We start from the raw sequence: 20,764 nt of genomic DNA, 5'->3' as shown, positions 1-20,764 counted from the left end.
TTCAGGTTGGCTTTCTGGTAGTCTGCTCTGGGCGTTTTACACTATGTCGCCATTTGTATTGTGAATAATGGCACCAAGGATTGAAGGTGGGAAAATGTCTCGTGTCAGTACCGAAAGTATTATTGCGAAATTAAATTCGTTAGCTATTGCTATTCCTTTGGAGATCTTGATTGCGTGGGAGTCTAGTGATGAGGCTTGGTGTTTAAAGGATGTGCATAAAAAGCCGGTGTATGCCAATGCCAGATATGGCCTATTACTGAAACCGGAAGGAAGTGGGAGACCTTCTGCACTGGCCCCTTTTAAGCCCTTTATCTCAATCCATGACCAACGCGTTATTGATGAGGTGAGGAAGATTGAGGCAGTAGGGATCCTCCCTATTGATAGCAAACGCATATTCAGCGTGTTTTATTGTGAACGCATGCCCTACTACGACAAACAGGCTCATTGCTCCGGTATTATCAGCCATATCAAGCCACTGCACTCCATCACACCGCGTTTTTTTGTCTCTGGTGATGGCATCGGTAAATTAACCGTTGCTTGTCCCTCCGAGATTTTATCCGCTAAGGAATGGGTCGTGGCTTTTCTGCTGTTACAAGGCATGGCGGAGAAGGAGATTGCCAGTATTCTCAACAGAACGCTGAGAACGGTAAAGTTCCATAAAAGTAACATTCTGGCGAAAGTCCATTGTGAAACCACACGGGAGTTTATATTTTTTGCCAGAAAGCAGCAATGGCAATTCTATATCCCACCGTTATTTTCTAAACCCTGTTATATCATCCGCTAATCATCTCACTACAAAACTGTACCTTTGGTACAGTTTATTGTTTGCGCTTCAAGAGTATGCTCGCTTTCATCATCTGGCATCCCAGTTGATATCTCAATGACATGGATGAGAAGAGGTCATACAATGAGTTATGCAAGCAATCTTGATTTTCCAATATTAATTGTTTCTGTACGCGATAATAAAATACAGGTCGATGATAGCTATCATGCGATAAAGGAGGTGCTGGCATTAAATAACTACCATTTTATCCACGCGGAAACCAATGAAACGGCCCTGGCGATGGCCAGAAAAGAAGCGGGTATCGGTTGTATCATTATTAATGAGTGTGATGGGGCTAACCTGGGTGAGGGATCTCCCATTATCAAGGAGATAATTCGCGTGATCCGCGCTAAAAACAGCCGGGTGCCCATCTTCTTTTCGTCAAGTGTGCCTTTGTTAGGGCGTTTATCGACGGAGGTGATTCAAGAGATCCATGAGTACATCAACATCAGCGAAGATACGCCCAAGTTTATTGCTGGCCGCATTCATCTAGCTATACGTCAGTATGTTGAGAACCTGCTGCCGCCTTATTTCGCCGCGCTAAAAAGTTACGCGTTAGACAGCCCTTACTATTGGGATTGCCCGGGGCATCAAGGGGGGGTTGCCTATCTTAAGCACCCGGTAGGCCGTGAGTTTATCAATTACTTTGGCGAAAACCTGATGCGGGCAGACATCGGTATCTCTACGCCGGAAATGGGGGACTGGCTTGAGCATAAGGGAGCGCCGGGCGAATCGGAAACGCGAGCCGCCAAACTCTTTGGCGCGGACAAAACCTTCTATGTGACAGGGGGCTCATCCCAGTCTAACCAGATAGTGGGCCACTCAATTGATTTAAAAGATAAAATAATCCTGGTTGACCGCAATTGCCACAAGTCCGTCAACCATGAGCTGACCATCACCCAGGCTAAACCGGTCTATTTCCAGCCTGCGCGTAATGGGCTCGGCATTATTGGCTTGATCTCTCCCGATCAATTTGAGGCCAGAGCGATCCAGCAAAAAATTGATGACAGCGTGCTGGCTTATCAGGCAGAAGACCGCTGCCCCGCTTATGCCATCATCACTAACTGCACTTACGACGGTTTGATTTATGACGTCACCGCCGTCACCCAAACGCTGGCCAAGTCGGTACCCCGGATCAAATTTGATGAAGCCTGGTATGCCTATGCGAAATTCCACCCCCTCTATCAGGGGAGGTTCGCCATGGATGTCCCCGAAGATAAAGACAACGGCCCAACGCTGTATGCCGTGCAATCGACACACAAGATGCTGGCGGCCTTTTCTTCAGCCTCGATGATACATATCCGCAATTCCAAGCGTGCCCCGGTGGATTACGACATTTTCAACCAGGCTTTTATGATGCACGGCACCACGTCACCGTTCTATCCGATCATTGCCTCGATGGATGTGGCGACCGCCATGATGGAGGGGCAAGCCGGTAAGACATTGGTCGATGAAGCTATTCACGATGCCATCAGCTTCCGCAAGACGCTGGTGACCGTCGCAGACAAGCTCAAAGCGGAAAAAAGTGACAAGGGATGGTTCTTCGATGTCTGGCAGCCGAGCACGTTGCTGCAGGAGGGCAAAAAGGTTCCCTTCACCCAGGTTGCCGACGAGGTGCTAGCCAACGATCCCACCTGCTGGCAGCTGCGAGCGGGAGAGGCATGGCACGGCTTCGGCGATTTGCCTGAGGGTTATGCGATGTTGGATCCCATCAAGGTCACCATTACCTGCCCTGGGCTGAACGCGCAAGGAAAGATGAATGTTTTCGGCATCCCCGCGCCGGTAGTGGCAAAATTCCTGGATACCCAGCGTATTATCCCGGCCCGCAACGGCGACTACACCATTCTGGTGTTATTTGCATTGGGTTCTACCCAGGGCAAATGGAATACCCTGATCGACATGCTGATGATATTTAAACATCACTATGACGAGAATACCCCGCTGACCTCGGTGCTTCCGCAGGTTGCGGCCAGCTCCCCCGCCTATCGCAACATGGGCATCGGTGATTTATGCCGGTCGATCCATCAGGCCAATATCGAGCTGAAAATTGCCGAGCTTTTGGAGCTTGCCTGTTCTGCAGAGGCCATCCCCGTTCTTACCCCCTCCCAGGCCTATCAATGCCTGATCTCCGACCAAACCGAGCAGGTCAAGGCTGCCGACATAAACAACCGCACGCTGGGCGTGATGATAACCCCTTACCCACCGGGTATTCCGCTCATCATGCCGGGTGAAAAAGTGACGTCAGAATCACGAGCCATCGTCGATTACCTGGTGGCCTTGCAGACCTTCGGCCAGCGCTTCCCCGGCTTTGAACATGAACTGCAGGGGGTGGAAGTGGATGAGAACGGCACTTATTGGGTGCGATGCATAAAAGAAACGCCTGCCAGCGCTGCCGACAAGGTTCCTGTTTCCACCATGCGTTAATCAGCCTGCGCATTATCCCCATGGGTGCGATCCGCACCCTCTTCAAGATTTGTATCAACGCAATAATGATGGGAAATATCATGGCTTCTGTTAATACTGCCTCCGTAAAAAAAATGGGGTTGGTCGCCCTGACGTTGGTGACTGCCTCTAACATGATGGGATCCGGGGTCTTTATGCTGCCAACCAATCTGGCAGGCATCGGGTCTATCTCTTTATTTGGCTGGGTGATTACCATTGTCGGCGTGATTGCCCTGGCGCTGGTGTTTGCCAAGAACAGCATGGTGACACCGCGTGATGGCGGCATTATTGCCTATGCCAGCGACGCGTTCGGGCCATTTATTGGCTTTCAGACCACCATCTGTTACTGGATCAGCGCCTGGGTGGGTAACGTGGCGCTGCTGGTGGCGGGTGTGGGTTACCTGAGTTATTTCTTCCCCATTCTCAAAGATCCGCTTGTCAGCTCTATCACCGCCATTGTTATCCTCTGGGGGTTTATCGCTCTGGCTTCTTTGGGGGCAAGGGTGGCCGGGCGCTCCCAATCATTCACCGCCTGCTGCATGCTGGTGGTGGTATTGGGCATCGGTTTTATTGGCTGGTTCTGGTTCAAACCCGCGTTGTTCACCGAGGTTTATAATGGCACCAAGGGTAGCGACGCTTCGGCAATCCTCTCCGCCGCATCTTTGGCTTTGTGGGGCTTTCTGGGTGTGGAATCCGCAGTGGTATCCAGCGGACAGGTGGAAAACCCCGAATCCACCGTGCCCAAGGCGACGGTATTGGGGTTGCTGATTGCCGCCGTGTGTTATGTCACCAGCTGTTCGGTGATTATGGGATTGGTACCGCATAGTGAATTGGTGAATTCCGCCGCCCCCTTTGCCGACGCCGCTCGTTATATGTTTGGTGAATTTGCCGGGGAAGTGGTTTCTGCACTGAGCATTATCGCCTGTTTCGGCTCGATCTCTGGCTGGCTGATCTTGCAGTCTGAAGCCCCAAAAGCTGGCGCGAAGCAGGGGCTATTCCCGAAATTCTTTGCCGTGGTGAACAAAAACGATGTACCGATGAAGGGGCTGATTTTCACTGGCGTGCTGATGACCGTGGTATTACTGACCACGGCTTCGCCTAATCTGGCAAAACAGTTTCAGGTGATTGTGCTGATGTCGGTGTTCGCCTCTTTACTGCCCTATATCTATGCGCTGGTCGCGCTACCGATCATCATGGTGGCCAAATCCTTGAATAAGGGCGGGGGCTTTATTTTCTACTGCACGTTGGCGGTGATTGGCATTCTCTACAGTCTGTTTGCCCTGTTCGGATCGGGAGGCAATGCCATGTTCTGGGGGGTATTGATGATGATGCTCACCATCCCGTTATATGCACTGGTTGCGGCAAAACGCAGCAAAAGCGGGATAAAAACACTGTACCTGGATAGCGAGGAGTAGCCGTAAAAAACAGAAAGCGCGGTAACAATGAAGGCGTTACTGCAACAGTGAATGGCTCTTTTATCTCAAAGCCTTCTCCTTGGGGGGAGGCTTTTTATAAAGGTGACAAATAAAATACAGCGAATCACCCCTTTTCGGGGAGATATAAAACCCTGCCATTATTAGTTGTTCATTTTAACTAAACGCGTTACTTTCAATTTTGCGTAATATCCTAGCGGTGAGGCTAAGTGGCAATTCTACATTTCGTCGTTATTTGCCAAACCTTGCTATATCATCAGGTAATAGTCCCACTAAAAATAGTCCCTTTGCGACTATTCAGATATTGGCAAGGTCCGACAATAAGGCTAGAGCATTGTTCTAATAAGATTAGTGGCGGATCTGTGCCAGCTCGTCTTCGGTCAGACCGGTCATTTTCATGACGGTGTTGCGATCGAGACCGTTCTGCAGCATGGTGCGGGCAATTTTCAGCGTAGCATCGCGCTCGCCTTCTGAATGCCCTTCCTGCCGACCAAGCTGAATGCCCTTCTCGATACCCTTCTCAATGCCCTTCTGTTCAAGCTGTTGTGCGATGGTCATCAGTGTGTCCCCATGTTGCGGCACTCGCTGTGCCAGTTGGCGTACAAAGGCTTCGGCGTCTGACGTTTCGCCCGCCTGTACAATATAGTGTACCAGCGATACTACCTGTGATGAAGAGAGATATCCGGCTAGTAAGATGGGAGCGAGCCTATCCACCAGTTCTGCCAGATCCCGATGATGAATGTGCTTCTGCAGTAGTGTCAGAGCCGCCATGCTGCGATGGCCTGCGATTTCATCATCAGGGATGACGGTGACATCGACAAGCGGAAAAGCAGCGCTGTAAAGTTTACCGGCCAGCTCTGGGTTAGCAAACTCATCCAGCCACCGGGTGGAATAGGGGTATGGGCTGCGCTTACCGGTATAGAATAGCATCGGTATTACCAGAGGCAGCTTTTTGTGGCCCGCTTCCAGATGGCGCTGCATGGCCGCTACAGCGTACCTGATGAGCCTGAAAGCCATGTGTTGATCCGGGGTGGACTGGTGTTCGATGAGCACGTGGACATAACCGTCATCCCCAACAGTGGTTTTCAGGCTGTAGAGCACGTCGCTGAAGTACTGGCGGAGGTTATCTTCCACAAAGGAGCCTGATTCCAGTTTCAGGGTATTAAGGTCGCAGATGGCACGCAGCTCTGCCGGGAGGTGTAGTTCCATGAAATCACGGGCAACCTCTGGCTGGGTCAGGAACTGTCTGAATGTGGCATCGTGGGGTGTTGGCGTGTTGTTTTTCTTTTTCATCATAATCATTTCACTCCGATACTGATTTTAAGCTGACGTTATTATTTTTCGCATGTCTCTCCATTGATTAACTCCGGCGAACTTATATTCAGGTCATTTATTAATTCACCGAGGTTTTTATTAAGATATGAAATTAATTCAGATTTTGTTTGTGGCATACTCATAAAGAATTCCCTCTCTTTTTTAGCATAGATCCCGTGAAGGCATTGCATGGTGTAATTATGGACTACCGACTATTACAGGGGAAGAGGTATTGGCGACGTCACGTTTCCTTCAACCGACTACGCACCTATGGTCATATATATTTGCTCCGAAAAATTCAGAAAAATAGCCATGTTGTCATCAATCTGAATAATTTCTGCCAAAGATGCAGCCAATTCTCACATTTCTTTTTCGTGGTTAAAAAATGATGGGCCGGTTAGGGAGGATTTTTACCAGCGTACTGATGACCGTGGTATTACTGACCACGGCTTCGCCCTAATCGGGCAAAACAGTTACAGGTCATTGTTATGCATTGGTTGTCGCTAAACACAGTAAAAGCGGGATCAAAACGTTGTACCTGGTTAGCGAGGAATAGCCGTAAAAAACAGAAAGCGCGGTAACAATTTTCGTTCCCGGTCAACAACCGGAAAACGCAAACTGTGCCGCGCCTAGTTAGCAGCAGTAGCGATTAATGCACTGCCTGTGGGGCTTGCCAGTTTTCGTGATAGATATGTACGGCTTGCTCTTGCGTGGTAGTGCGATCGCCGGTCAGGCGGTAGGCCACGGTGAAGGCAAAATCAAACGCGGCCCCCAACCCTTGGCCACTGATCAGATTGCCATCTTCCACAACCCTTTCAGCCACGTAGGTACCATCTTCGATCTCCTGATGCAGATCGCCAGAACAGACATAACGGCGGCCTTGCAGCAGTTTGTTGGCAGCCAGCACGCGAGCGGCGGCAGAACACAGCGGGCAGATCAGCTTGGCAGCACGATCGTGGCGGCGGATAAACTCCACGACCAGCTCGTTTTCCGCCATTGCGGCGGTAGCCTGCGGCCCTCCGGGGATCACCACGGCATCGTACAGTTGGTCCATGCGGCGTTCCAACAGAGCATCGGCAAACATACGTATCTGGTGATAGCTGCGCAGCTCCAGCCTATCCTGGCAGGACAGCAGCTCTACCTCTATCTCCATACGACGTAACACGTCGATCACGATAACCGCCTCGGCCTCTTCAAATCCTTCGCTCAGCAGGACGGCAACTTTCTTGGTCATAGCATCTCCAGCAATGTACGGGTTAATAACCCGGGCTCTGCTAGGGTAGCAGATAAAAGGCGGGAGTTTTGTGCGGGAGAGCAAGTGTAAGAAGGGGATCGCGGAAACTTGAATTCCCTCTTAGCAGCTAGGGGGATTCGCGCTATAATCTGCGACTTGCTTCCTGTATCCAGAGGAAGATCCTCGTCCCCGGTGGGGCGGCTGGACTTCAAATCCAGTTGGGGCCGCCAGCGGTCCTGGGCAGGTTCGACTCCTGTGATCTTCCGCCATTCGATGTATTCTGAACTCCACTAAAGTCAATAAATCCCTTATAATAGCAGCATCCGTAGTGCCTACAATCGCGCGAACTATCTGGATGAACGATGGCTGATGCTGCAGTGGTTTTGGATGAAAACAGAGAGAGGCCGGTAAGTTCATTCGATTTTTCGAAACTACACGCCTTGAAATAACTCCATTTGGTCATAGCCCCCTCATTCTAAGTAATAATATGCAAAAAGACATCTAGCCTCAAAGATGGCTGGATGTCTTTTTTTATGGCTCGCATGGAACTATATTGATTGCACAGGATACAATGGTAAAAACTCGCTAGACTTGAGCACCTGTTAGCGGATTTCTCCGTACATTCTGATTTCATAGCCTTTGTTACTTAAGTGAAATTTTCTTTCGATAGATAGCTATAAATCAAAGCGATGAATAGCATGCGATCAATTAATATTTTATATTATTTAAATAGAAATTATTTGCAATTTTTACCTATAAAATTAGTGATTGTGGTCCAACTGGCATGGGCGTATCCTGATCTGTTTTTTCATGGATAATCTTGGGTCTTGGGGTTTTGTTTCGCTTGTCTGTAAGGAGTTTGCTTTGAGTCAATCAGAATGCACTTCTTGGTTAAAATGTACTTCCTGGCTAAGTAATTTTCTTAATCGTAGAGGATTGAGGCAACCGGATGGTCGACCTCTATATGAATATCATGCGACCAACGATGAATACAATAATCTAACTCAGCTGCTTCGTGCGATTGCCCAATTGAAGAGTAATGTTGATGATAAAGGTTATGCTGCCTGTTTTGTCCTTTTTTGCTCTGAATGGTATCGCAGAGATTATGAACGCCATTGTGGGTGGACATGGGACCCTATTTATAAAACATTGGGGGTATCATTAACAGCTGCTGAGTTAAGGAATGTTATCCCTAAAGGGATGGAAGGCTACTGGATCCGCCCAATTCGATTTTATGAATCGGAGCGACGTAATTTTCTCGGAACATTGTTCAGTGAGGGTGGGTTACCATTTCGCTTACTGAAGGAATCGGATAGTCATTTTCAGGCTGTATTCTCCCGGATCCTCAATCAATATGAGCAGGCACAACTGGCAGGATTTTCCGTTCTTTCGCTGGTAAGAACCGTCGTAGAAAAGTCAGCATTGCCAACTGTTTTTAGTGAAGATACTTCTGTTGAACTCATCAGCCATATAGCGGAAAAGCTTAGCTCGTTGGTTCTGTTGTACAATCTGAGTAATCATACCGAACCAGTGAAGCAGCTTGATAAGGTTCATCCTAAATGGCGGGATGAGTTCCCCATGCCACTGGATGATGAAACAGGCACCCACTTTCTCAATGGGTTATTATGCACAGCTTCTGTAGAAACTAAATCCCGCTTACAAAAAAATAAGGGTACCGGTTGTCAATTCTATTGGTCGGAAAACCATCCGGATCAAATACGAGCGATAGTTTCGCTGCCTGATAAACTCTCTTTCCCGATCATCAGCGAACCCTCAACAACTCGATTCGAACTTGCTATTTATGAAGATGGAGACGAAGTTGCCAGCCTTGGCCCTGTCTATGCCACCCTAGAAAATGCTCATGCCATAGTTCGCCTACGCAAAAGTCAATCGATATTTGCCAGACATGAACCATCTGCGAGTTTATCGTTGGTTGCACGGGCTGGTGGGATGATTGTTGGTGCAATAAAACTGGATGATAGCGAAATCCCTATTGGCGAGGTACCACTTACTTTTGTTGCTGATGAGGGCCGCTGGTTATTGCAAGGGCAAGCTTCTTGTAGTGTACGTAACAGCGATGTCCTTATTGTTTTACCTCGAGAAAAGACCACTCTTTTGGGATACGAAGTTTCCCTGAGTACAGTGCCAATATTAGGGTTAAAAACGCTCATTGTAAAAGGGTGTCAGGAAGTCACTATTTCCGGAGATGAAATATACCGGATACGTACCGGCAGAGAGCAATCTAATCTAGGGGGATTTGATTTTTATGGTAAACGGGTGACCTGGAATTGCCAGCCTGATGAAACATTCCTTGGCGTACCTAAAGTTACGGCGAAAAATCTGGATATTGAAGATATACAGTTCAAACGTTACCTGAATGGCATATCGTTAGATGAATGTCAGGTACAAGAGATGATGGGAACGCAATATGTTTCTGTCAGAAATACTAACAATGAAACACTACTACGTCGAAAAATTGGGGTATTACCAGCAGATTTTACTGTTGAAATAAATGGGAGAGAGGAAGCCAACGAAGGCTCTATTGTTATCTCAACGCAACATCCCTGTATGTCTGTCTTAAAAAATAAAACACTGGAGGTTGCGCGTAAACGCACGGCGGGACGTACCGAAATATTACTCAAAGCAGAAGGAATGCCTCCTGCGTTTGTCTCTCTGCAAATTTATCCAAATTTAGGAGCAGACCCTATAGAGATGATTCTACCTTTCCCGGCGAAAGGCTGCCTGGTCTTTGATGCAGATGGGAATCCTCTGGATAAAAATATCACTCTGCATGATTTACTTGGCTCCAGAGCCTATTTGTTTGGTAAAAATGGTGAACCGACACGCTTTTCACTGGAATTGCATTTGCGCTCTATAAGTGGGCTACAGGCATGGCATGAATGGCGTTATACGGCGGGAGAACATCCGGTCGAACTTAATTTATATAGCCTGAGAGAGCATGTCGAAAATTTGCTGTCTCTTGAGACGGGAATTGACCAGGTTGTAGAGATGCGGATCAAAGGTGCTGGCGCTGCGATAAGCTGGCAGATCCGCCGCTACAAATACAGTTTGCGTTATGATTACGAAAGAGAACTTCTCATCAGCCAGTCAGCTAATTATCGTGCCAGGCAAATACCTTCTCCTGTCATCATGCTATTGAGCGAGCCGGAGAGGAAAGCTACCCCTTTATCATCAAGAATGAGCGAAGGTGTGTCCGTCGGTGAATATGAGTTGAGTACTATCGTAAACAAAAATGGGCCATGGTTAGTTGTTCCTAAAATGGGTGAGGAAATGTCGTTCCGTCCTTGCTTTATTCGTGGTGAGCCTTCGTTACCTGCAGAGGGAAGTAGCATCCGTTCATTGCAGAAAGCCACCCAACTTTTTAATCCTCAGGCGGAAGTGAATACCATCACGCTAGTGCTCGATCAGATGGCTAACGATCCGGCTCATTCAGGCTGGCAGTTTATGCGTAGCCTGTATGAGCAATTTGGCTATCTACCGCTGGCAACTTTTGAAGTATGGCGTGCACTGGTAAAGCACCCGCCGGCGCTGGCGATGTCGCTCTTCAAATTTGAAATGTTAGCCGATTATCTGAACCGCATAGAGAATGAGTTTCCCATTTTATGGGAGTTCTTTCCCATCTTTGAAATCAAAGCCGCAGCCGAGCGTTTTCAATTATTTTTGAGTCAAAAAGGTGCGCCGGAAGAAACCCAAACTGCACTAGTGAAGAGTATGTATCAGCGGTTGGGGATCGTATTCCCAACGTATGCCGACGAAATTGAGAAATGGTTAAGCGACAGACAATTACCCCCACCTATTCCAGAGTTCTTAGTTCACGAGTGGTATCTGGAGCTTAGACGTGAGCATAGTGAGGATCACTGGCCAGAGTACGGCTGCAATCGTCTGCATAGCTGGATGATGTCACAAAAAGATCCGGTGATCGACATTTATCCTGAAGCGAATTATCACTGTTCCGTAGCTTGGTTACCCGTCTTTGCGGCGGCTGTTGCAAGCGGTAAAACCTCTTTTGAGACGGTATTTGATCGTAAACCTGGTGCCGTGTTTTTCCTAAGGCAGGTCAGGGATTTCGACTCACGCTGGTTTAAGGCCATTTTCCAGTGCAGCCTTCTGCGTTATGTTTCTGAAAAATAAAAAGGAATAAGGATGACTACAGGCTATTTTTCGTCACTGATTGAACAATCGTTGTCTCGTTCAACTGAAGCAACGCTGAGTATCATGGGGGTCACCAACCCACAGTTGCGTGAGCATCTCGCGCATCAAATGGGCGCCGATTGTGGGCAATCCGGCTCATTCCTTGCTTCCCCAGTATTTCAGCAAATGTTTGGTTGGAAAGAGTCAAACCACACGATGCGTAGCCTGACGGAAGGCAAAGCATTGCTGAGTAAAGCAGTGGTTGATTCATTGGACGATCAGAACAATGGACGCTATCGTTTTGGTGCTGACTGGAAACCCTTTACTCACCAGTTAGCCAGTTGGAAGGCTTTGCTGGAACAGAAACATTCGGTGGTGGTAACCAGTGGTACGGGTTCAGGCAAAACAGAATGTTTTATGGTTCCTGTGCTGGAAGATCTCTACCGGGAGTTGCATGAAAACGGCAACAATCCGCTGGTCGGTGTCAGGGCCCTTTTTCTCTACCCGCTTAACGCCCTGATTAATTCACAGCGTGAGCGTCTGGATGCCTGGACACGTGGCTTTGGTAGCGGGATTCGATACTGCCTCTATAACGGCAACACCGAAAATCTACACGCCTCTGTAAAGAGCGAGCAGGCTAAAAGGCCGAATGACGTCCTGTCACGCGAAAAGATGCGCGAGGTGCCTGCCCCTATTCTGGTGACCAATGGCACGATGCTGGAATATATGATGGTCCGCCAGATCGACGCCCCGATTATCCAGCAATCCAAAGCACAAAAATCACTACGCTGGATCGTATTGGATGAAGCGCATACCTATGTCGGCTCGCAGGCCGCTGAATTGGCACTCCAGTTACGTCGCGTGATGACGGCCTTTGGCGTGACGCCAGATGATGTGCGCTTTGTGGCAACCTCTGCGACCATTGCCGGAAGCTACGCCGAAAAACAACTGAAAAAATTCCTCTCTGACTTATCCGGCATACCGCAGGAGCGTATTGACGTGCTGGATGGAAGCCGGGTGATCCCGGAACTGGAACCGTGCAAACATGTTTATCAGCCGCTGGAAGAAATTGAGCAGATACCCGATACAGAAATGAAAGGCGTAAGTCCGGAACGTTTTTGTGCACTGACGCATTCACCTGAAGCGCGTTATTTACGTGAGATGCTGGTCAGCCAACCAAATCCAATGAAGCTGGATGAGATGACGCAGCGGTTGAACTCGCTGACAAAACAGCATTATAGCCAGCAGGATGTGCTGCGATGGATCGACATCTGTTCTGGTACTCAACCAAATGCAAAGGATCCGGCATTTCTTAAGGTCAGGGCGCATATCTTCCAGCGCAATACCCAGGGAGTATGGGCCTGTGTCGATAAAGAGTGCAGGCTAAAACATAGTACACCGCTGGAAAAAGGTTGGCCTTTTGGCTACGTGTATGTGAACCAAAGACAAAATTGCGACTGTGGAAGCCCGGTTTACGAACTGGCGTTCTGTAATGAATGTAACGAGCCACATCTTCTGGCACGGGACAAAAAAGGCAAACTTGTCCAATGGGAAAATAAAGGCGGCGATGAATTCTCTTTGCAGGATGATGTGCCTGTTGAACATGACGCCACAGACGAAAAAGTTGAGAAAGAGAGTACTTTCCGGTCTCCGCTTATTATTGCCGCAGAAAATACCAACGTGGCGGGTTATACCCTACAGCGACTGGATCGCCAGACGCGTCGCATTGGGGTTATTAACAATGACAGCATCCCGCTGGTTATTAACGATATTGAACAGGTTTGTAGCGCCAGTGGCTGTGGTTACAGAGGCATGAGCGGGAAACAACCGTTCCGCCGCGCGTTATTGGGCGGGCCATTTTATGTCACCAACATTGTGCCAACCGTTCTGGAGTATTGTCAGGACTTTGTCAGTGGAGAAGGAAAAGAGGGCGTTGGTCCTGATTCGTTACCAGGGCGAGGTCGTCGACTCATCACCTTTACCGATAGTCGACAGGGAACAGCAAGAATGGCGGTGCGCATGCAGCAAGAAGCAGAGCGCAGTCGTTTACGCGGTAGCGTGGTAGAAATCCTGAGCTGGCATCAACGAACACAGACTTCCACAACACCGAATGCTAATGCAGATCTGGAAAAGTTAGCGGCCAGGGCAAAACAGTACCGCGAGCAGGCTGAGGAATATCGAAGCTGGGGAATGCCGGAACAAGCGAAATTGGCAGAAACGCAAGCTGAACAGCTCGAACAGGCCATTCAGGCCGCAACCGGTGGTAAAGTTGCGACTATTCTGGTTTCTCGAACCTGGGCGGAAATGGTCAATGAGCTTAAAGATAAAGCCGATATTCGCGGCCCCATTCTGCAATATAACCATTATCTGAAGCCTGAAGTTTTCAATGAAAACGGCGGGCCGCTGAAGCTTTCTGACATGTTGCTTTTCCGGGAATTCATGCGCCGCCCCAAACGGACTAACAGCTTGGAAACGCAAGGATTAGTTCAGGTTGGTTACCAAGGGTTGGAGAAAATACATAAGATCCCGGTGCACTGGCAGGAAAAAGGGCTGACGCTGGATGATTGGCACGATTTTCTCAAGGTTACGCTGGATCTGTACGTTCGTGAAAACAACTTCACACAACTGGACGACGAGTTGAAAAACTGGATTGGTAGCCGTTTTTCATCGAAATTCGTTCGTAACCCGGAATCGAAAGATCCTGTAGATAATCAGAACAAACGCTGGCCACAAATTCGTAACGGCAACCTATCCCATCGTTTAGCGAAGTTGCTCATGTTGGGGGCTGGCTTCAAAACAGCAAATACAGCGACTATTGATATTATCAATACGTGGCTTAAAGAAGCATGGAATCAACTTACAGGGCCACTTGCAGTACTGAAGTCTGATGGCAACCGTTTTTATTTACCGAAAGAGCATCTGATTTTTTCTTTAATCACGGATGCCTGGATTTGTCCGGTAACCAATAAAATTCTGGATACGGCCTTTAAAGGCTTAACCCCTTATCTACCAACCCACATTTCGTTTGAACATCTCACCCAGGAGCAATATGACGCCTTTATCGCGCAGAAAGTAACCATGCCGGAAATCTGGAGGCTGGATCGTTCGCAGGAAGACTACGCCCCAGGTCTAGCGAAAGTGCGTGACTGGGTCAGCAAGGAACCGTTGATCGCGCAATTACGTTCGGAAAACGTCTGGACGGATATAAACGATCGTGTAGTGGAAGGCGGCTTTTATTACCGCACTGCCGAGCACTCTGCCCAGCAATCGTCAGAACGTCTACAAAGCTATGAAAAGATGTTCAAGAATGGGCAGCTTAATGTTCTCAACTGTTCCACCACCATGGAAATGGGGGTCGATATTGGCGGCATTACCGCAGTGGTGATGAACAACGTACCACCGCATCCGGCCAACTATTTACAGCGCGCCGGGCGAGCTGGACGTAGCCAAGAATCGCGCGCGATCTCCTACACGCTATGTAAAGGGAACCCGCACGACCAGCAGGTTTTTGCCAACCCACTCTGGCCGTTTGAGACCATGATCCCGGCACCGATGGTTGCGATGAACTCTGCCCGGTTGGTGCAACGCCATATCAACGCGTTATTGCTGTCTGACTTTTTATGTAACGTCATTGGCGAAACGGATAAAGAGAAAACCAGTCTCGACAGCATCTGGTTTTTCGGTGAAGACGACGGACATTCAAAATGTGAACGCTTTAAAGTCTGGCTTGAACGTCCAGAGCTTGATATCGACCCAGCGCTGGAACAACTGGTCAAAGGCACTGCGTTACATGGTGCCCGACCCGACCTGCTACGGGATAAAACAATCAACGCGATCGATTTCCTGCAACGGCGATGGCTTTCCGTCTATCGTGATCTTGTAGCTCAGGAGTGCGAGTCGCAGCCGCAAACGCCTTATCGCAAGCGCATAGAACTGGAGAAAAAACGGCACTGCGGCGAGTATTTGCTACGCGATCTTGCGGCCAGAACTTTCCTGCCAGGATACGGCTTCCCGACAGATGTGGTGACTTTTGATAACTTCACTATGGAAGACTATATCCGTGAAAAATCGTGGAAAAGCCGAGATAAAAAAGATCGCGAAGATAACGTGTCACGCTATAAAGGGCTGCCCTCCCGTAACCTAGGTGTCGCCATCCGTGAATATGCGCCGGGTGCAGAGATTATTCTTGATGGCCGGGTCTTCCGCTCTGCCGGTGTCTCACTTCATTGGCACAATATTAATGCCGACACCAATGAAGCCCAGCGTCTGGATTGTGCCTGGCGCTGTCACAAATGCGGGACCATCGGCTATGAAGAGGGGATGAGCAGTTCCGGGACACTCTATTGTACCAATAGCGCCTGTGGTGAAAAAATTATCATGGATAATCGCCGTCAGGTGCTACAACCTGCCGGGTTTGTGACCGATGCGCATGCGCCAGTGACGAACAATATTGAAAGTATGAAATTCATCCCTGTCGTCCCTGCCTGGGTATTTGTTAAAGCAGAGCCCGTGCCGCTGCCTAATCCGATAATGGGGTATATGGTATCAGGGGCTGATGGGCATGTTTTCCAGCAAAGTCTTGGGGAAGGCGGGCATGGTTACGCATTGTGCCTGAGCTGTGGCCGTGCAGAGTCGATGCTGAATGCGAACGATGCACCGAAAAGTATGGAAGCTCACTACCCACCGCGTCCGGGAAAAGCGGATCGCGATAACCAGAACCACCGTCTGATTTGCCCTGGTTCGACGGCGCTCATGAAGAACGTCACGATGGGAGCATTGGCGCGAACGGACGTCTTTGAAATGGTTCTGCGCAGGCCGCAAAACGGCGAGTATCTCCCGGATAACACGGAAGAGGGGCGGATTGTCGCCATGACCCTGGCGGTTGCACTACGTCAGGCGCTGGCAGGCGTTCTGGGTATCTCCGCCGCAGAACTGGGCTACGCCGTGCGTCCGGTCAGACGGGAAGACGGGCAATCGGTATTAGCCGTTCAGCTTTACGATATGATCAGCGGTGGTGCCGGTTTTGCCTCCAGTGCGCCGTTGCACATCGAGGCTATGCTGCAAGGAATGGTCAAACAATTGGGTTGCCGCCATTGCGATACCTCATGCAGTGAATGCCTGCTCGACTCCCAGACACGTCACGATCACGATTTACTGGATCATAAAGCGGCGCTGGCCTGGCTTGGGGATGACTTCACGTACTACATTGGTTTACCGGCTGAGGAGACATTCTCGCTACCGGATGCCCGCTACTGCCCGGGAGCCATTGGCGATACCATTCGCCGGGCGATTAACGAAGGGGCTGAAAAACTCACGCTGTGGATGAACGGTTCGCTTAATGAGTGGGATCTATATGCCCGCCAGTTCCGGGCGGCCATTCAGAGCTACCGGGTAAAAGACAACGTCGCTGTCGACCTTGTCATCCCTGCTGGTGTGGATGACCCGGAACTGTTGCATGAACTTTCGCAGTTTACTGCTCTGGGTGTGCGGTTGTGTCATACCGAACAAGAACTGCATTTGCCGATTGTTGCACAAATCGACTTTGCCGATCGCGTGATGACGCTGGCCTCACGCAGCCAGCAAGCAACGATTCCGGGGCCGGGCTGGCATCTAAATGACGAACTGGTGGTTAGCAGCCTCGGTTATAAATCGGTAGAGCTGTGCGAGTTCGTTCTACCAGGGAAAGCCGCGAACTATGTTGAGCGGGTAAAAGACATTCAGATCCACAAACAATTGAATGGCCCGCTTTCGCAGTTTGGACAACGCTTCTGGGACATGCTGTTTAACGGCCATGAAGAAGCGCAGTCTCTGATGAAAAACAAACGAGTAACCCGCGTTCACTATACCGATCGTTATCTGCAAAATCCGGTGGCGTTGGCGCTGCTAGGAACATTACTGAAACCGCTTAAGCCATTACTGACTGATGACGCAGAACTGACGCTTGATACGCTGTTTAAGCCCAAAGCCCGCCTCGGTAACCGGCCATCCCATGACTGGATGAGCGAAGCGGATTTTCAGGATTTCGCCGACCAGTGGCTTGCGGCAGCGATGGGAAGAGCAATAGAACTGACGGTGTTCGACTCCTCACGTAATATTCCGCATCATCGTAAGCTGACTGTAACCTTTGAGGATGGTCAGACGTTGAAGATCCGCTTCGATCAAGGAATGGGATACTGGCGTATCGACTTCCCTTATGTTTGGCGTAATTTTGACTTTGCTGATGACGTGACCTTTCAGCTTGGCAAAATGGCGCAAGCCTGCCAGGAGGGAAAGGTGCTTAATAGCGAGGAAAGCTGGGCAACGGATGTGTTGGTAGAGGTGATGGAGCCTTAATGGATTAACGCTCCCAATCGGATATTGGGAGCGCTAAACATGCACGGTTCAACGACGTCCGAAAATAACGACTATGCTTTTTTACGTGCGTTTTTTTTACTGCCACTGGCGGCGCGTTCGGCCTTGATTTTTTCCAACAAGGCAGTCGCGCTGTTTTCTCCGCTGATCAAGTCCGGGTTTTCTGCCCGCCATTGCGCGGTGAGTTCACCACGGAACGCCTTCGCCAGGATTGACTGAGTCAGCTTGTTGACGCGGGCTAAGGCGTTGTTAACCTGCTTTTCAATGGTGTCGGCGTAGGCGAAGAGTTGCTCGACACAGCGGACGATTTCGCGTTGTTCATGTATCGGAGGTAAAAGTACCGGATATGATTCTAAATGCTTTTTATTAACCCCTGATTGGCCCGCAGTTCGATCAGAACCTGCTTCGATAAAATTATATAATTTATAATTTTGTAGAAACCAGTAAAGATAATCATTGTCCAGCAATTCTTCTTTGGGTACAGCTTTCATAAGAGCAACATTATAAGCACCCTCTAAACCCTTTAAAATTTGGAAAATAGGAGGCCCATAACGTCCTATCATGACATCATTTTTTTTGACAAACCTTTTGGCTTTGTTTAGTGGAATAAATACTTTGTAACTATCATTCTTATAATCACGAATTTGTATTAAGCGAATGTAACCATCTTGCATTTGATATTTGAATTCAGATTTTGGTGGTTGACTTCCACCAACAATTTTCACTACCTCACTGAATTTAAACTCTTTCCAATGATCTAACCCAATAACATCATGTGACCAAAAATCTTCTACATGTATAGATTTATATTCTTGACCTTGTCCTGTTAGTTTTCCACTGATGGAAGCAGAAAGCACCGCCTGACGAAAACGTTTCAGGATTTTTGGGATTTGCTCAAGACGGGCTTTGGTGCTGTCTACCTGCGCCAGCAGCGTGTCGACTTTTTCAGCGATGAATTTTTGTTCGGCAAGTGGTGGCAGGGGTAATTCGAAGGATTGGACATCACTAGATTTTGCCGCAGGGTATAATGCTCCCTGGACTAATCCTGAAATTGAATCAATAAAATGACGTGAACGAACCAACGCAAAAATATAGCAACTTTCTACTAGGATTGGCCTAATGACCTCAAAGCCGGTTGAGGCGATTTGTTCATCATATTTTTCGTTAACTAAAGCGACAGCATTTAGATTAGGTCTTGTTAGTGAAACAATGATATCATCTTTTTTAATTTCTTTTCTTGCTCGGCTTGGGGCATCTTTACCAATAAGGTATTGAGGGTTTTCAATTATCTTGAGTTCGCGATTTATGCTGCCGATATCAACATAAATGAATTGTTCATTCTCGTCAGGCACTCGTTGTGAACATTTAACTGAGATATTTCCTATGGTGGTGTTTACCCACCCCTCCGGCAATTTCCCCGCACTCATTCCTTCACCTCACCAAATTCAGCATTCAGCAACTGGCGCTGCGCATCCGCTTCATCGCCCGCGCCAAGCTCGCGCATCAGCGCATCCAGTTCACCTAGCGCCTGCACCAGTTCACTCATCGCTTCTGCCGCTAATACATCCGGCTCTGGCAGGTTATCAGCATCAATGCTGTCTTTATCTTTCAGCCAGGATATATCCAGCGAATCGGATTTGGCCGTGCGGATCCACTCGCGGCTAAATTTGCGCCAGCGGCTGGTGGCCAGCTGCCGATCGGTGTTTTTATTCTCTTCGCTGTCGGCAATTTCCGTCTCTTCTGCGTTAAAGCTCCACTCGCCTTCGGTGCGCGGGCTTAAGCCGTGTGGATCCTCGCCATAGACAGTTTCAAACGGCTGCAAGTGCTGTTCGGTAAACGGCGTGCGCTTGCCAAAGCTCGGCATATTGGTGCGCAGGTCATACACCCACACATCGTCGGTGCAGTTCTTATCCTGATTGGGATTCACCAGCGTGCCTTTGGTAAAGAACAGCACGTTGGTTTTTACGCCCTGAGCGTAAAAGATGCCGGTTGGCAGACGGAGGATTGTGTGCAGATGGCACTTGTCCATCAGGTCGCGACGAATATCCGTACCCCTACCACCTTCGAACAACACGTTATCCGGTACTACCACCGCCGCACGACCGCCAGGATGCAGCGTTTCGATAATATGCTGCATAAAGCACAACTGTTTGTTGTTGGTCGGGTGAACGAAAGTACGGGTGATGTTGGTGCCCGCGGCGCTGCCAAACGGAGGGTTGGTGGCGACAATATGTGCCTGCGGCAGATTTTCGCCGTCGCTACCTAGGGTGTTACCCAGACGGATCGCGCCGCCGTGGTCGAGGTTGCCTTCAATATCGTGCAGTAGGCAGTTCATTAGCGCCAGACGGCGAGTGCCGGGTACCAGTTCTAGACCGATGAATGCACGATGGATCTGGAAATCCTGGGTGTCGCCATCAAGGTCATCGAGATCGTTGGTCTGCGATTTAATGTAGCGGTCGGCTTCAATCAAAAAGCCCGCTGTACCCGCTGCTGGGTCCTGTACCACTTCGCGCGGCTGCGGCTTCAACAGATGGATAATGGTTTTGATCAGCGGACGCGGGGTAAAGTACTGACCCGCGCCGGATTTGGTTTCGTTGGCGTTCTTCTGCAATAGCCCTTCGTACATATCACCGAAGTCGTCGCGGGATTTTCCATGGCTGCCGTTGTACCAGTCCAGTGAATCCATATTGCTCACCAACTCGGTCAACTGCTTTGGCTGAGTGATGGTGGTGTTGACGTTCTGGAATACCGCCTGCACCAGCTTTTTCTCGTCTGCGCCCAGATGCACCAGCAGATTACGGTAGAACTGCAACTGCTCCTGGCCGATGCGGGATTTCAGGTCATCCCAGCGATAGCCTTCTGGCAGGTAGTCCGCTTCCTGGCCAGTCTCTTTGCACATCTTCAAAAACAGCAGCGAGGCGAGTTCATTGACGTAGTTTTGATAGGAGACGCCGCCATCGCGCAGGTTGTCGCACAGCTTCCACAGCTTGGCGACCAGATCGTTATTGTTCATTG

Annotated in this window: 9 protein-coding genes and 1 tRNA gene; 6 read left to right on the top strand and 4 right to left on the bottom strand. The window is 49.2% G+C overall.

All coding sequences use genetic code 11. The features are described 5' to 3' along the window. Positions 1-94: 94 nt before the first annotated feature. From IMQ33_RS07340 to IMQ33_RS07330, 3 genes are all read left to right on the top strand, one after another. Positions 95-784 (top strand): helix-turn-helix transcriptional regulator, encoded by a 690-nt coding sequence (locus tag IMQ33_RS07340; RefSeq protein ID WP_196061669.1) that lies wholly within the window; start codon positions 95-97, stop codon positions 782-784. Between the two features lie 219 nt (positions 785-1,003). Then, on the top strand, positions 1,004-3,247 hold the full coding sequence (locus IMQ33_RS07335; protein ID WP_370571821.1) for an Orn/Lys/Arg decarboxylase N-terminal domain-containing protein: 2,244 nt from the start codon (positions 1,004-1,006) through the stop codon (positions 3,245-3,247). An 80-nt stretch (positions 3,248-3,327) separates the two neighbouring features. Next, a complete protein-coding gene (locus tag IMQ33_RS07330) occupies positions 3,328-4,680 on the top strand; it encodes an amino acid permease (RefSeq protein WP_059199219.1) in 1,353 nt (450 codons plus the stop codon). 366 nt (positions 4,681-5,046) lie between these two features. Here the strand turns inward: IMQ33_RS07330 and IMQ33_RS07325 are convergent, their stop codons facing one another. Together IMQ33_RS07325 and IMQ33_RS07320 are read right to left on the bottom strand one after the other, a co-directional pair. After that, positions 5,047-5,991 carry an Rpn family recombination-promoting nuclease/putative transposase gene (locus IMQ33_RS07325; protein WP_186529653.1) on the bottom strand — a complete coding sequence of 315 codons (945 nt, stop codon included), beginning with the start codon at positions 5,989-5,991 and terminating at the stop codon, positions 5,047-5,049. A gap of 670 nt (positions 5,992-6,661) precedes the next feature. Beyond that, positions 6,662-7,246: a DJ-1/PfpI family protein gene (locus IMQ33_RS07320; RefSeq protein WP_021181316.1), complete on the bottom strand. Its 585-nt coding sequence runs from the start codon at positions 7,244-7,246 to the stop codon at positions 6,662-6,664. 174 nt (positions 7,247-7,420) lie between these two features. Between IMQ33_RS07320 and IMQ33_RS07315 the strand changes: the two genes are divergently transcribed. From IMQ33_RS07315 to IMQ33_RS07305, 3 genes are all read left to right on the top strand, one after another. Then, positions 7,421-7,515: transfer RNA gene (locus IMQ33_RS07315), tRNA-Sec, on the top strand. 595 nt (positions 7,516-8,110) lie between these two features. Next, positions 8,111-11,398 (top strand): STY4851/ECs_5259 family protein, encoded by a 3,288-nt coding sequence (locus IMQ33_RS07310; RefSeq protein WP_196061671.1) that lies wholly within the window; start codon positions 8,111-8,113, stop codon positions 11,396-11,398. A 12-nt stretch (positions 11,399-11,410) separates the two neighbouring features. Then, positions 11,411-17,731, top strand: a complete 6,321-nt coding sequence (locus IMQ33_RS07305; RefSeq protein WP_196061672.1) for a DEAD/DEAH box helicase — start codon at positions 11,411-11,413, stop codon at positions 17,729-17,731. Positions 17,732-17,802: 71 nt separating this feature from the next. Here IMQ33_RS07305 and IMQ33_RS07300 read toward each other — a convergent pair whose 3' ends face one another. After that, positions 17,803-19,176 (bottom strand): restriction endonuclease subunit S, encoded by a 1,374-nt coding sequence (locus tag IMQ33_RS07300; protein WP_196061673.1) that lies wholly within the window; start codon positions 19,174-19,176, stop codon positions 17,803-17,805. Beyond that, the gene (locus tag IMQ33_RS07295; protein WP_196061674.1) at positions 19,173-20,762 is read right to left on the bottom strand and encodes an N-6 DNA methylase; all 1,590 of its coding nucleotides are present in this window, start codon (positions 20,760-20,762) and stop codon (positions 19,173-19,175) included. The genes IMQ33_RS07300 and IMQ33_RS07295 overlap by 4 nt, the downstream gene beginning before the upstream one ends. Positions 20,763-20,764 lie beyond the last annotated feature (2 nt).

It is taken from the genome of Serratia sp. Res13-Sevr-LER1-36-b (assembly GCF_015673035.1).
GTDB classification, from domain to species: domain Bacteria; phylum Pseudomonadota; class Gammaproteobacteria; order Enterobacterales; family Enterobacteriaceae; genus Chania; species Chania fonticola_C.
This window is presented reverse-complemented; position numbering and strand designations above follow the sequence as displayed.